This window comes from Pseudobutyrivibrio xylanivorans, assembly GCF_010906925.1.
In the GTDB taxonomy this organism is placed as follows: Bacteria; Bacillota; Clostridia; order Lachnospirales; family Lachnospiraceae; genus Pseudobutyrivibrio.
The window spans coordinates 1,248,899-1,262,415 of the sequence record NZ_VTVE01000001.1 but is presented as its reverse complement, the minus strand read 5'-3'; the positions used below and the strand labels follow the sequence as shown (position 1 = coordinate 1,262,415).

Below are 13,517 nucleotides of genomic sequence, written 5' to 3'. Positions count from 1 at the left end.
TGAAGAAATGGAGCTTAGAAAAGAAAACAAAGCACTAAAAACAATTTTAATCATTATAAGCTTTCTGTTTTTAGGTATATTTTTGATTTTGCCTCTAATCTATATTTTGGTAACAGCATTTAGATATGGAATCTCTGAATATATAAATGCGGTTACTGATGAATATGCAATTAAGGCAGCATTACTTACTTTGGAGGCTACACTTTTTGCTGTTGTAATCAATACACTTTTTGGTATTGCTGCGGCATGGCTTATAACAAAATATGCATTTAAAGGAAAGAAGCTTTTATCCACATTTATTGATTTGCCTGTAACCGTATCTCCGATTATAGCAGGTCTTATATACGTTCTTACATTTGGAAGACAGAGTTTCTTATATCCGATTTTGGACTCCTATGGAATACAGATTATATTTGCGGTTCCTGGTATTGTCCTTGCAACAATATTTGTTACTTTCCCATTTATTTCTCGCGAGCTGATTCCGGTTCTCACAGCCCAGGGAAGTGATGAGGAGGAGGCAGCTGCATTAATGGGAGCAGGTACTTTTCATATTTTCAAGAAAGTAACATTTCCTCATATTAAGTGGGCGCTACTATATGGCGTGGTTCTTTGTACGGCAAGAGCCATGGGAGAGTTTGGTGCAGTATCTGTTCTCTCAGGACACTTGAGAGGCAAGACCAACACACTTCCACTGTACATTGAGCTTTTGTATCAGGGATATGATTTCACAGGAGCTTTTGCAGCTTCTTCAATTTTAGTTGTACTGGCAATTGTTGTATTGATACTTCGTCTTGTAATTGAAAAGAAAGGCAAGAAGGAGTTGGATTTAAATAAGTAAAGGGTGGATAAATTATGGCATACGTAGAGCTTTATGATATAAATAAGCATTTTAAAAGATTTCATGCTTCAAAGGATATTAATATTTCTATCGAAAAGGGCAAGCTTGTAGCATTGCTTGGCCCATCAGGAAGTGGAAAGACAACAATCCTTAGAATGATTGCTGGTCTTGAGAATCCTGATTCAGGAGAAATAGTTATCGATGGGAAAGTGGTCAATGATGTTCCAGGAAGTGAGCGAGGAATAGGTTTCGTATTCCAAAGCTACGCACTTTTTAGATACATGACTGTATATGACAATATCGCATTTGGTCTTAGGGTTAAAAAGACTCCAGAAAATGAGATAAAAGAGCGAGTAACAGAATTGCTAGACTTAATCGGTTGTTCTGGACTTGAAAAAAGATTTCCAAGTCAGCTTTCTGGTGGTCAGAGACAGAGAGTGGCATTTGCCAGAGCTCTTGCCCCTAATCCTCAAATATTGCTTTTGGATGAGCCTTTTGCAGCAATCGATGCAAAGGTAAGACTAGAGCTTCGTTCATGGCTTAGACAGATGATTACAAAGCTTAACATAACAAGTATTTTTGTAACCCATGATCAGGATGAAGCCATAGAAGTAGCTGATGAGATCATAGTTACAAATCAGGGTAGAGTTGAGCAGACTGGCACACCTCAGGAGCTTTATAAGAATCCAGCTACACCATTTGTAGCCCAGTTCATTGGACAGTCAACTGAGGTACAAAACTTCGATGAATTCAAGTGCTTTGAAAAGGAAGATGAGAGTCAGACATCTTTTATCAGACCAGAATTTGTAAGCATTTTCAAAAAAGGCGAAAGTCTTCAGTTTGAAAAATCTGCAGAGGAAGCTATTGTTGAAGACATTATTTTCAGAGGAAGCAATCTGGAGGTAAAAACAAGAATTCATGGCAATCTCATTTCTGCTATTAGAAGCATTAATGATCCTGCTGTGGAAATTGGAGAGGAAGTTTTTGTATTCATATACAGATTGTATGTAGTTACAAATGACGAAGTCTCTCTTTTAATTAACAGTTCAATTGCAGAGGAAGCAATTGTTATTTAATAGGAGTTTTAATGGGTAAAAAAATTACAGTAGAAGAATTAAATACTGATGTACTTATAATCGGCGGAGGTACTGCAGGCTGCTATGGTGCCTATATTCTAGGTCAGAATGGCAAATATAAGGTACTTATTGCTGAAAAGGCAAATATCAAGCGCAGTGGTTGTCTTGCTGCAGGTGTAAATGCAATTAATGCATACATTACTAAGGGGCGAGTGCCACAGGATTATGTGGACTACTGCAAGAATGACGCAAAGGGAATAGTCAGAGAAGATTTGCTTTTATCTATTTCAGAAGGACTTAATGAGGCCACCAAAACTCTTGAGGATAACGGACTTGTAATTCTCAAGGATGAGAATGGTGACTATGTTACCAGAGGAAATAGAAATATAAAAATAAACGGAGAAAACATTAAGCCTATACTTGCTAAGATGGCAAAGGATGCAAAAAATGTCAGCATACTTAATCATATCAATATCACTGATTTGCTGGTAAAGGAAAATAGAGTTCTTGGTGCTGTTGGATTTGATGTAAATGATGAGAAGGCCTATGTGATTAAGGCTAAGGCAGTTTTGATGGCAACAGGTGGCGCCGCTGGTTTATACAGACCAAATAATCCTGGCTTTTCTAGACATAAGATGTGGTATCCACCATTTAACACTGGGGCGGGATACGCCATGGGTATTAACGCAGGCGCAGAAATGACCACACTTGAGATGCGCTTTATTGCCCTTAGATGCAAGGATACTATAGCACCAACTGGCACAATCGCTCAGGGCGTTAGAGCAAAGCAGATGAATGGTGTAGGCCAGATATATGAGACTAAATACGGTGTGGCTACATGCGAGAGAGTCTATGGTACCACTGTGGAAAACATGGAAGGTCGTGGACCTTGCTATTTAAAAACTGATGAGATTTCAAATGAGCAGCAGGAGGATTTATACAAGGCATACCTGAATATGGCTCCTTCTCAGACACTTAAATGGATAGAAGGTGGTCAGGGCCCAGCTGAGCAAAATGTAGAAATAGAAGGCACTGAGCCATACATTGTTGGCGGTCATACAGCAAGCGGCTACTGGATTGATGATGACAGAGCCACAACTGTTAAGGGACTTTATGCAGCTGGTGATGTGGCAGGAGGCGCACCTCAAAAGTATGTTACAGGGGCACTTGTAGAAGGAAAGATAGCAGCTGAGGGCATTCTTAAATTGTTAGATGATGATAATGGTGCAGCTTTAGATACCTCATATGAAGCTATCATTAACAACTACAACAAGCACCTTAACAACGCAGATTCTGATATCTCAATCGAGCAGGTTGAGGAAGCTATGCAAAAGATAATGGATGAATATGCAGGAGGTATATCAAAGCATTATCAGTTCAATGACACAGGTCTTGTCATAGCAAGAAAGCTTATCCTAGGTCTCTTTGAAGTATTTGAAAAGCTTAGAGCAAATGATGCTGATGAGCTACTTCAGATATACGAATTAAGGGACAGGCTGATTGTATGCCTATCTTTGATTGAGCATTTGCACGCCAGAAAAGAGACAAGATGGCATAGCTTTGCAGAAAATATGACTCATGAAAATGAAGACGATAACTACAGGCTATATATTAATTCGATTAAAGAAGCTGACGGAATTAAAATCATAAAACGACCTCTTGTGGTAGATGAATACAAGCCACTTAAGTTTACCTTTAATGAGGATAACAGTATTAACTATGCAGGAGGTGTGGTTCTTTGAGTATCAAAATAAATCAGGATAAATGTATTGGCTGTAGGAAATGTATAGAGGCATGTCCTGGAAATCTAATAAAGCTAGATAATAAAAAAGCTTTTATAAAAAGGGAGAGAGACTGCTGGGGTTGCACATCATGTCTTAAGGAATGCAAGGCACAGGCTATTGAGTTTTTCTTAGGTGCAGATGTGGGTGGACGAGGTACAATTCTTACCTTTAAAGAAGAGGGGCCAATTAAGCATTGGATTTTTTCTAAAGGGGAAAAGGAAATAAGGACAATAGATATCAATTCCCTTGAATCAAATAAGTATTAAAGAGAGGATTAACATGAGCAATTTGACACATTTAGACAAACTAGAAGCAGAAGCAATTTATATCATAAGGGAAGTTGCGGCTGAATGTGAAAAGCCAGTTATGCTTTACTCGATTGGCAAGGACAGTTCGGTTATGCTTCATTTGGCTCTTAAGGCATTTTATCCTGAAAAGCCACCATTTCCATTTTTGCATGTAAACACTACATGGAAATTTAAAGAAATGATTGAATTCAGAGACCATGTAGCAGAAAAATACGGTCTTAACATGCTTGAATACATTAACGAAGAAGGTGTGAAGGCTGGTATTAATCCTTTTGACCATGGTAGCGCATATACGGATATTATGAAGACTCAGGCTCTTAAGCAGGCTCTTGATAAATACGGATTTACTGCAGCATTTGGCGGTGGACGTCGAGACGAGGAGAAATCCAGAGCCAAGGAGAGAATCTTCTCATTTAGAAATACTGAGCATGCTTGGGATCCCAAAAATCAGCGTCCGGAAATGTGGAAGCTCTACAACACAAAGCTATTTAAGGGCGAAGAGGTAAGAGTTTTCCCACTTTCAAACTGGACAGAGAAAGATATTTGGCAGTATATCAAAAGAGAAAATATCGAGATTCCTTCCCTTTATTTTGCAAAGGAACGCCCTGTTATTTACAGGGATGGCAATATCATCATGGTAGATGACGACAGATTGAAGGATAGACTTTTACCAGGTGAGGAGATTGTAAATAAAAAGGTGAGATTTAGAACACTTGGATGTTATCCCCTTACCGGTGGCGTTGAATCTGATGCAGACACACTTGATGAGATTATCGATGAGACATTAAGTGCCATCTCAAGTGAGCGTACTACTCGTGTAATTGACAACGAGGCAGCAGGCTCAATGGAAAGAAGAAAAAGGGAGGGTTATTTCTAAATGCAATTACTTAAATTTATTACTTGCGGTAGTGTTGATGATGGAAAATCAACACTTATCGGTCATATTTTATATGATTCTAAGCTTTTATATGCTGATCAGGAGAAGGCCCTTGAACTTGATTCAAAAGTAGGAAGCCGCGAAGGCAAAATTGACTATTCACTTTTGCTTGATGGTCTTATGGCAGAGCGTGAGCAGGGCATTACAATTGACGTGGCATATAGATATTTTACAACTGATAAGCGAAGCTTTATTGTTGCAGATACACCAGGCCATGAGGAATATACAAGAAACATGGCTGTAGGAGCATCATTTGCTGACCTTGCAATTATTCTTATTGATGCAAAGCAGGGAGTGCTTGTGCAGACAAAGCGCCATGCTAGAATCTGTTCACTAATGGGTATCAAGCACTTCGTATTTGCGGTAAACAAAATGGATTTGGTTGGATACAGCAAGGAGCGTTTTGATGAGATCACAGATCAGATTAATGAGCTTGTAGATGAGCTTGGACTTTCTAATGTTGTTGTAATCCCAGTTTCTGCTACAGAAGGTGACAATGTTACAGAGGCTTCAGGTAATATTCCTTGGTACGAGGGACCTGTACTTTTAGACTATCTTGAGACAGTACCTATCGATGAGGAAAAAGAAGAAGGCTTTTACCTACCTGTTCAAAGAGTGTGCCGTCCAAACCATACATTTAGAGGATTTCAGGGACAGATTGAAGCTGGCAGTGTAAATGTGGGAGATGAAATCACTGTTTTACCTAGCAACGAAAAGGCCAATGTAAAAAGTATTCATCTTTTAAATAAGACAGTAGATGAGGCAGCTATAGGTCAGCCTGTTACCATCCAGCTTGATAGAGAGGTTGATGTATCAAGAGGCTGTGTCCTTACAAAGGATACAGCCCTTCAGGTTGCCACATCATTTGAAGTAACACTTCTATGGATGGATGATGAGAGGCTGGAGCTTGGCAAGAACTTCTTTGTAAAGCTTGGCACAAAGCTTATTCCAGGTGTAGTGACAAGCATTAGATATGCTATAGATGTTAATACTGGTGAAAAGAGAGAGGTTAGCTCTTTAAATAAAAATGAGATTGCTGTATGTGAGCTGAAGCTAGCGGACAGCATCGTAATTGACGTATTTAAAAAGCATAGGACTCTAGGTGAGCTTATCCTCATTGATAGAGTTTCTAATATGACATCTGCCTGTGGTGTAGTTACACAGCTTTACAAGTCAGACAATGCTAATACAGTTACAGAAATCGACAGAGAGACTAGAAGTCAGTGGAAGGGCCAGAGGGCTATCACTGTGGAGATTCCTCTTTCTGAAGATGGATTTGATTTAGAGTTTGTTAAAAAGGTTGAAAGAGAATTATCTAATCAGGGACGCCATACATATTTGTACGCGCCAGATAGCTCTCACGGAGTAAAGGGTGTGATTAGACATCTAAATGATGCAGGAATTTTAGTTCTTTTTGCAGCTAACAGCAGTATCGATACATCTGTATTTGATACAACTAGAGGCTATTATTCAAACTGGTTTGATAAGAATATGACAGTTGAAGAGGTGGCTTCATTTATCTACAGAGCATCTTCAATCCACGGAGATACGGCAATTTTAGGAGATTATATCTAGAAAATAACCAGTTATAAATTCAGTTTATAGCTAGCTATCATTTATTGTAGGAGCTACATTTATTGACCCGGCACCTATGTTTTGATAATATCCTACTAACCCAATAGGTAAATAGTTCAAAGGAAAAGAGGTGACATGGGTGGGATTCAACACAGATCTTTTACATGCAGGAAAAATCAAAGACTCCAAAGGTGCAACATTGCCACCTATATATCAAAGCAGTGCTTTTGAACAAGAAACCTCTGAGGACTTGGCAGGTATTTTTGGCGGAAGAAAGATGGGGTTTTGTTATACGAGAGTTGCGAACCCAACGGTTTCAGCTTTTGAAGAGCGAATCAATAAATTAGAAGGTGGTCTTGCATCTGTGGCTTGCGCCAGCGGAATGGCTGCCATATCAATGGCTCTTTTAAATATTTTGCAGGCTGGAGATGAGATTATATCAAGCGCCAGTTTGTACGGTGGCTCCATCGATTTGTTTAGAGATATAGAGGCCTTTGGAATAAAGACAATATATGTAAAGAACAATGATTGGGATGAGATTGAAAACGCATTTACGGATAAAACCAAGGTGGTATTTGCAGAGACCATCGGGAATCCCTGTTTGGACGTAACTGATATTGATAAGCTGGCAGAGATTGCCCATAGCCATGGTGTTCCGTTAGTTCTTGATAACACAACAGCAACACCTTATTTGGTAAAGGCAATAGAGCATGGAGCAGACATTGTAGTCAATTCTTCTTCTAAATACATAAACGGAAGCAGTAATTCTATCAGCGGTATTCTTACAGACAGTGGCAATTTCAAATGGACAAAGGACAGATATCCAGTGTTAGGAGAGTATCTTAAGTTTGGAAAGTTTGCCTTTGTAAGTAAGCTGAGAAATGGTTTGTACAGAAATGTAGGTGTATGTCTATCACCACTTAATGCATATCTTAATATTATAGGCCTTGAAACACTTGGACTTCGAATGGATAGACAATCAGATAATGCATATCAATTGGCTAAATGGTTTGAAGAGAACTATAAGGATATTAAAGTCAATTATCCTGGACTTGAATCAAGTGATTGGCATGATGTAGCAAAAAGGGTTTTGAAAAATGGATTTGGTGGAATACTTACCATTCGCGTAGGCTCTAAGGAACGAGCATTTGAAATAATGAATAAGCTTCAAATACCATTTATTCTTTCGAATATTGGAGATACAAAGACTCTGGTGGTACATCCATCATCAACCATATCTCTTCATAGCACTGAAAAAGAGCTTGAAGATTCCGGAGTATATGATGACTTGATACGTATTTCCGTAGGTATTGAGGACATAGACGATTTGATTGCTGATTTCAAGCAGGCAATAAATTAATTTAATCAGCTGGCCAAGACCAGCAATGTAAAGGAGTATAAGATGGCAGAAAAAATTGATTACAAGGCTCTTAAAGCTGGCGGATTTATGAGTCAGGTACAGAAAGGCTATGGTTCACTTAGACTTGCTGTAGTAGGTGGTAATCTTGATGCAAATCAGATTAAGGTTGTGGCTGAGGTTGCAGAGAAATATGGACATGGATATATCCATATGACATCTCGTCAGGGTATTGAGATTCCATTTATTCATGTAAATGACTTAGAGCAGGTGAAAAATGAGCTTGAAGAAGGTGGTGTTTACACTGGTGTCTGCGGTCCTAGAGTTAGAACAATCACAGCCTGTCAGGGTTCTGAAATCTGTCCTTCAGGATGTATAGATACATATACTTTGGCAAAGGAATTAAATGACAGATATTTTGGTAGACAGCTTCCACACAAGTTTAAGTTTGGTGTTACAGGTTGTCAGAATAACTGTCTTAAGGCAGAAGAAAATGATGTAGGAATCAAAGGTGGCATGACAGTTGAATACAAGGAAGATGCATGTATTTCATGTGGTGTATGTGTAAAGGCCTGCCGTGAAAATGCTCTTAAGATGGAAGATGGAAAAGTTATTATCGACAATGCGAAATGCAACAACTGTGCTAGATGCGTAAAGAGCTGTCCTACAGATGCTTGGGAAGGCACACCAGGATATATCGTATCCTTCGGTGGTACTTTTGGAAATAAGATTTATAAGGCGGAGGAGTATCTTCCAATCCTTCGCGATAAGGAGACACTTTTCAGAGTTACTGATGCAGCTATTGATTACTTTGAAGAAAATGCTAATCCAAGCGAGCGCTTTAGAGCAACACTTACACGTCTTGGTGTAGATGACCTACGCGAGAGACTTGAAAAGGCATATCAAGGATAAAGAAAAATTTAGATGAGCTGATAGGTAACAAGCTCTTAGCTCTCCCAAGGGAAGCTTTTTATGCTGAGTCTGGGAGAGTTTAAGGCTTGTAACCGTAATCAGCGAAGGAGGATTAATATGGCAGAGATTTTAGAGTTTGATGAGAGCATTGATATTACTGATAAGGTTTGCCCTTTGACCTTTGTTACTGCAAAGGTGGCAATCGAGGAGCTTGATGACGGACAGGTTCTTGCTATTCGCTTAAATGATGGTGAGCCAGTGCAGAATGTTCCTCGTTCATTCAAAGAGGATGGTCATCAGGTGCTTAAGTTAGATGACAATGGAGATGGAACATACACATTGTATGTAAGAAAAGTGGAGGAGTAATATGGCCGCTAGAATTTATGCAGATGATTTCAAGTCAAAAGTTTTGGATAGCGAAATCCCAGTATTAGTAGATTTCTATTCTGATTCTTGTGTAGCTTGCAAAAAGCTTGCACCAGTGTTGTGTGAGCTTGAAGAAGATTATGAAGGCAAGCTAAACATTTATAAAGTAAACACTAACTATGAGGGTGATCTGGCCAAAGAGTTTAACGTACTTTCAAATCCCACACTTGTGTTATTCAAGGATGGTAAGGATATTGATAAGCAAATTGGCGCCAAGGATTACGATGATTTATCCGATTGGATTGATTCAAATATTTAACAGGGAGGATTAGGAAATGACAATCACAGTTGCAGGAGAAAAGAAAGAATACAAAGATGGATTAACACTTCCAGAGCTTATTGAACTTGAGAATGTTGAGACACCACAGTATGTAACAGTTTCTATCAACGACGAATTCATTGAAACTGAGAACAAAGATAAGACTGTTCTTAAGGAAGGTGACTCAGTAGAATTCCTTTATTTCATGGGAGGCGGACAGTAATGGCAATGACAGACCAGCAGATAGAACGCTACAGCCGCCACATTATCCTTAAAGAAGTTGGAGCAAAGGGCCAAAAGAAGCTTTTAAATGCTAAGGTTCTTATTATTGGAGCCGGAGGACTTGGAGCTCCAGCAGCTATGTATTTAGCAGCGGCAGGTGTAGGTACAATAGGTATCGTTGATGCTGATGAGGTTGATTTATCAAATCTTCAGCGTCAGATTATTCATAGCACAGCTGATATTGGAAAGCCAAAGGTAAAATCAGCAAAGGAAACTATGAATGCAATGAATCCAGATGTGGAAGTTAAGACTTATCACATGTTTGTAGATTCAACAAATATTAGAGAGTTAATTCGTGAATACGATTTTGTAATTGATGGAACTGATAATTTCCCAGCAAAGTTTTTGATTAATGATGCTTGTGTAATGGAGAAGAAGCCATTTTCACATGCTGGTATTATCAGATTCAAGGGTCAGCTCATGACATACGTGCCAGGAGAGGGACCATGTTACAGATGTGTATTTAAGAATCCACCACCAAAGGATGCAGTGCCAACATGTAAGCAGGCAGGTGTAATCGGTGCCATGGGTGGTGTTATCGGTTCACTCCAGGCAATGGAGGCAGTTAAATATATTGTAGGAGTTGGAAAGCTTCTCACAGGTCATCTTCTTACTTATGATGCTGTAAATCAGGAGTTTAGAAAGGTTAAGCTTCCTTCTGACACAAGCAAATGTCCAGTGTGCGGTAGCCATCCTACAATTACAGAACTTATTGACTATGAGCAGGAGGTTTGCGAGGAGACAGCAGGCCGCTTTGAGACAAAGGAAAATCAATAATGAGAATAATAAGATTAGATTATCGTATATACGATGATATAGTTAAATACGCTAGGGAACATCTTCCAGAAGAAGCATGTGGACTCATTGCAGGAGAGGAAGAAGAGGATGGGACCAGACTTATAAAAAAGGTATATTTTCTTGAAAACATTGACCATGCTCAGGACCATTTTACTCTAGATCCCAAGGACCAGATGCAGGCCATTAAGGACATGCGAGCAAATGGCCTTAAGCCTCTTGGCAATTGGCATTCTCATCCAGAATCTCCATCAAGGCCATCAGAGGAGGATATCAGACTTTCCTTTGATTCAAAGGCAAGCTACATGATTTTATCTCTTATGGCAGAAAATCCAGTCCTTAATAGTTACCATGTCGAAAATGGCATCTATGAAAAGGAAGATTTAAGAATTATTTCTCAAGATTATTTTTATTAAAGAGTATAAAGCCTTTTAATTTTTGTATAAAAGTTAAAGGGCTTTTATAATACTTTTGGATATGATAATTTTAAGAGAGAAAATTCTTAAAAAGGATATTTTGCTATGAAAATAAAAGTAGGAACTCGAGGCTCAAAGCTTGCATTGGCACAGACCAATTATGTAATTGATAGATTAAGGCAGGCTTTTCCTGAAAATGAATATGAGGTAGTTATAATAAAGACTACTGGCGATATAGATCAAATTAGACCGCTGGATCAGATTGGTTCTAAGGGACTTTTTGTTGATGAGATAGAACGAGCTCTTCTTGCTGATGAGATACAGCTTGCTGTTCATTCTATGAAGGATATGCCATCAGATCAGCCTAAGGGACTTATTTTTGCTAAGGCATGGCTGAGAGAAGACCCAAGAGATGTTTTGATATTGAAAAATGGTAATAAATTATCTGACTTGCCAGAAGGAGCCAATGTAGCCACAGGAAGCAAGAGACGAAGCTTCCAGCTTCTTGCACTTCGTCCTGACCTTCATATTTTCCCAATAAGAGGCAACATCGATACTAGAATAAAAAAGCTTAATGAGGGACTTGCAGATGGGACAGAGTTGGACGGAATAGTTCTTGCTGCTGCAGGGCTAAAGAGACTTCACATTGAAAATGACAATTATTATTTCTTTGATATAGATGAGATGATTCCATCCCCAGCTCAGGGTACTTTGGCCCTTGAGCTTAATGAGTCAAATACCAAGCTGCTTGAGATGGTCAACTCTCTATCAAGTGAAGAGTCCAATAGCATAGCATATTTAGAGCGAGGTTTTTTACAAAAGATAGAGGGTGATTGTCATTTGCCTATAGGAGCTTTTGCTTCAAAGACAGATACAGGCTATAACCTAAAGGCACTGTTTGGTGATGAAAATGGTACTAAGCTTGCAAAGGTTTCTGTAGATGGAACCACAGCAGATGATAGCTTGATTGAATTGGCTATTAAAGAAATAAAAAAGCAACTGGAGAATTAATAGATGAGTGAATTAGGTAAGGTGGTACTTGTTGGTGCCGGCCCAGGTGAAAAAGGGCTTCTTACATTAAAGGGATATGAATATCTAAAGCAGGCAGATTGCATTGTATACGATAGGCTTTTAAACAGTGATTTCCTTGAGCTTGTACCCCTGGATTGTGAAAAGATTTATGTGGGAAAGGCCAACCACTGTCATACAGTTCCACAGGATGAGATAAATCAGTTGCTTTACGACAATGCTAAAAAACATAAGCTTGTTGTTAGATTGAAGGGTGGAGATCCTTATGTTTTTGGTCGTGGAGGAGAAGAGGCTCTTTTTCTTCAGGCTAGGAATGTAGAAGTAGAGGTCGTTCCAGGTATTAGTTCATCTATAGCGGCTCTTTCAAGTGCTGGTATTCCAATTACTCACAGAGGACTTTCTAAGGGATTTCAGGTTATTACAGCACACAGTAAAAAGGACAGGATATCTGATATAGATTATAGTCAGCTACTTGATGAGGACATCACATACGTATTTCTCATGGGACTTGCTCATGTAGGAGATATTTCAAGAGGTCTAATAGCAGCTGGAAGAGCAGAGGATACTCCTGCAGCTGTAATTTCAAGTGGCACCACAAATCATCAAAAGAAGGTTGTTGGAATTCTTTCTACCATTGAAAATCAGGTCAAGGAGGCTGGACTTTTATCTCCTGCGATTATAGTTGTTGGAAAAGTGGTTACACTTTCTAATGACCTTAGCTTTTTTGAGAAGAGACTTTTATTTGGTAAAAAGTTTTTCCTTCCAGTTATCGATAGATTTGAATACAGTATTCTAGGTGGAAGACAGCAGAATCGACCTAATGAACTTAAGGAGAGGCTGATTTCATATGGAGCAGATGTGATCACTGCAAAGGCAGGAGCGATTGAGCCAATCAAATGTGATTTGAGTTTTATTTCAGAGGCGAAGTTTGGGGACTATGTGGTGTTTACCAGTCCAAATGGAGTGAAGTCATTTTTCTGGAATTTATATGAGAATGTAGGTCTTGATGTTAGATCTTTGGCCGGCTATAGATTTGCATGTATTGGAAAGAAGACCGCCAACACTCTTATGGAATTTGGTATAAAAGCTGACGTGATTTCTGAGGTTCAAAATGGTAAGGATTTAGCAATAAAGCTAAATGAGGTTATGGCGCCAGGAACGGGCATTTATTGGATCTGTCAAAATAACACATCTGAGGATTTTGAAAATACAGTTTCAAAGGAGCATGTGATAACTAAAATTGTCTGCTATGAGAATGTAGAGGTTGAGTGCGATAGGGATGAAAACTATCTATCTGAGATTCAAAATTGTGATGCCTCAATTTTCACAAGTGGAAGTAATGTAAGATTTGCTATAAAAAATTTTGGAAATTTTCTTCCAAAGGATGTTATTTCAATAGGATCAGCATGTTCTAGAACAATAAGAGAGCTAGGATTTGAGGTGGCCGCAGAGGCTGATATTTCTTCTTATGAAGGAATAGTTGAATGTATATTTAATTCGTATATGCGTTAGCTATAAATTTA

General features: G+C 38.9%; 15 protein-coding genes. All 15 read left to right on the top strand.

Going from position 1 to position 13,517, the window contains the following annotated elements:
* Positions 1-7: 7 nt before the first annotated feature.
* The 15 genes from cysW to cobA all read left to right on the top strand — a co-directional run bounded on the left by cysW (position 8) and on the right by cobA (position 13,506).
* Positions 8-838, top strand: coding sequence for a sulfate ABC transporter permease subunit CysW (gene cysW, locus F0Q01_RS05905; RefSeq protein WP_090149099.1), 831 nt, complete (start codon positions 8-10; stop codon positions 836-838).
* A 14-nt stretch (positions 839-852) separates the two neighbouring features.
* Positions 853-1,914 (top strand): sulfate/molybdate ABC transporter ATP-binding protein, encoded by a 1,062-nt coding sequence (locus F0Q01_RS05900; protein WP_090487209.1) that lies wholly within the window; start codon positions 853-855, stop codon positions 1,912-1,914.
* Between the two features lie 11 nt (positions 1,915-1,925).
* On the top strand, positions 1,926-3,656 hold the full coding sequence (locus F0Q01_RS05895) for an adenylyl-sulfate reductase subunit alpha (protein WP_090487206.1): 1,731 nt from the start codon (positions 1,926-1,928) through the stop codon (positions 3,654-3,656).
* Positions 3,653-3,964: an indolepyruvate ferredoxin oxidoreductase subunit alpha gene (locus tag F0Q01_RS05890; protein ID WP_090487203.1), complete on the top strand. Its 312-nt coding sequence runs from the start codon at positions 3,653-3,655 to the stop codon at positions 3,962-3,964. Before F0Q01_RS05895 ends, F0Q01_RS05890 begins: the two co-directional genes overlap by 4 nt.
* Before the next feature lie 13 nt (positions 3,965-3,977).
* The gene (cysD, locus tag F0Q01_RS05885; protein WP_090487199.1) at positions 3,978-4,883 is read left to right on the top strand and encodes a sulfate adenylyltransferase subunit CysD; all 906 of its coding nucleotides are present in this window, start codon (positions 3,978-3,980) and stop codon (positions 4,881-4,883) included.
* A complete protein-coding gene (locus F0Q01_RS05880; protein WP_090487196.1) occupies positions 4,884-6,518 on the top strand; it encodes a sulfate adenylyltransferase subunit 1 in 1,635 nt (544 codons plus the stop codon).
* Between the two features lie 139 nt (positions 6,519-6,657).
* Positions 6,658-7,878, top strand: coding sequence for an O-acetylhomoserine aminocarboxypropyltransferase/cysteine synthase family protein (locus F0Q01_RS05875; RefSeq protein ID WP_090487193.1), 1,221 nt, complete (start codon positions 6,658-6,660; stop codon positions 7,876-7,878).
* A gap of 42 nt (positions 7,879-7,920) precedes the next feature.
* Positions 7,921-8,787, top strand: coding sequence for a 4Fe-4S binding protein (locus F0Q01_RS05870; protein ID WP_090487190.1), 867 nt, complete (start codon positions 7,921-7,923; stop codon positions 8,785-8,787).
* Between the two features lie 117 nt (positions 8,788-8,904).
* Positions 8,905-9,153 carry a sulfurtransferase TusA family protein gene (locus tag F0Q01_RS05865; RefSeq protein ID WP_090149121.1) on the top strand — a complete coding sequence of 83 codons (249 nt, stop codon included), beginning with the start codon at positions 8,905-8,907 and terminating at the stop codon, positions 9,151-9,153.
* A 1-nt stretch (position 9,154) separates the two neighbouring features.
* Positions 9,155-9,472 carry a thioredoxin family protein gene (locus tag F0Q01_RS05860; protein WP_090487187.1) on the top strand — a complete coding sequence of 106 codons (318 nt, stop codon included), beginning with the start codon at positions 9,155-9,157 and terminating at the stop codon, positions 9,470-9,472.
* 16 nt (positions 9,473-9,488) lie between these two features.
* Complete coding sequence (gene thiS, locus F0Q01_RS05855; RefSeq protein ID WP_090149127.1) at positions 9,489-9,695, top strand: sulfur carrier protein ThiS; 207 nt, start codon at positions 9,489-9,491, stop codon at positions 9,693-9,695.
* Positions 9,695-10,531, top strand: coding sequence for a thiazole biosynthesis adenylyltransferase ThiF (gene thiF / locus F0Q01_RS05850; protein ID WP_090149130.1), 837 nt, complete (start codon positions 9,695-9,697; stop codon positions 10,529-10,531). The genes thiS and thiF overlap by 1 nt, the downstream gene beginning before the upstream one ends.
* The gene (locus F0Q01_RS05845; protein WP_090149133.1) at positions 10,531-10,965 is read left to right on the top strand and encodes a M67 family metallopeptidase; all 435 of its coding nucleotides are present in this window, start codon (positions 10,531-10,533) and stop codon (positions 10,963-10,965) included. Before thiF ends, F0Q01_RS05845 begins: the two co-directional genes overlap by 1 nt.
* A 105-nt stretch (positions 10,966-11,070) precedes the next feature.
* Positions 11,071-11,976: a hydroxymethylbilane synthase gene (gene hemC / locus F0Q01_RS05840; RefSeq protein ID WP_090487185.1), complete on the top strand. Its 906-nt coding sequence runs from the start codon at positions 11,071-11,073 to the stop codon at positions 11,974-11,976.
* A 3-nt stretch (positions 11,977-11,979) separates the two neighbouring features.
* Positions 11,980-13,506: a uroporphyrinogen-III C-methyltransferase gene (gene cobA, locus F0Q01_RS05835; protein WP_090487182.1), complete on the top strand. Its 1,527-nt coding sequence runs from the start codon at positions 11,980-11,982 to the stop codon at positions 13,504-13,506.
* Positions 13,507-13,517 lie beyond the last annotated feature (11 nt).

Bases quoted from the DNA above. Each gene is read 5' to 3' on its own strand.
- F0Q01_RS05845 (WP_090149133.1), top strand. From the start codon at position 10,531: ATGAGAATAATAAGATTAGATTATCGTATATACGATGATATAGTTAAA.
- cysW (WP_090149099.1), top strand. From the start codon at position 8: ATGGAGCTTAGAAAAGAAAACAAAGCACTAAAAACAATTTTAATCATT.
- thiF (WP_090149130.1), top strand. From the start codon at position 9,695: ATGGCAATGACAGACCAGCAGATAGAACGCTACAGCCGCCACATTATC.
- F0Q01_RS05880 (WP_090487196.1), top strand. From the start codon at position 4,884: ATGCAATTACTTAAATTTATTACTTGCGGTAGTGTTGATGATGGAAAA.
- cobA (WP_090487182.1), top strand. From the start codon at position 11,980: ATGAGTGAATTAGGTAAGGTGGTACTTGTTGGTGCCGGCCCAGGTGAA.
- hemC (WP_090487185.1), top strand. From the start codon at position 11,071: ATGAAAATAAAAGTAGGAACTCGAGGCTCAAAGCTTGCATTGGCACAG.
- thiS (WP_090149127.1), top strand. From the start codon at position 9,489: ATGACAATCACAGTTGCAGGAGAAAAGAAAGAATACAAAGATGGATTA.
- F0Q01_RS05860 (WP_090487187.1), top strand. From the start codon at position 9,155: ATGGCCGCTAGAATTTATGCAGATGATTTCAAGTCAAAAGTTTTGGAT.
- F0Q01_RS05900 (WP_090487209.1), top strand. From the start codon at position 853: ATGGCATACGTAGAGCTTTATGATATAAATAAGCATTTTAAAAGATTT.
- F0Q01_RS05865 (WP_090149121.1), top strand. From the start codon at position 8,905: ATGGCAGAGATTTTAGAGTTTGATGAGAGCATTGATATTACTGATAAG.
- F0Q01_RS05895 (WP_090487206.1), top strand. From the start codon at position 1,926: ATGGGTAAAAAAATTACAGTAGAAGAATTAAATACTGATGTACTTATA.
- F0Q01_RS05870 (WP_090487190.1), top strand. From the start codon at position 7,921: ATGGCAGAAAAAATTGATTACAAGGCTCTTAAAGCTGGCGGATTTATG.
- cysD (WP_090487199.1), top strand. From the start codon at position 3,978: ATGAGCAATTTGACACATTTAGACAAACTAGAAGCAGAAGCAATTTAT.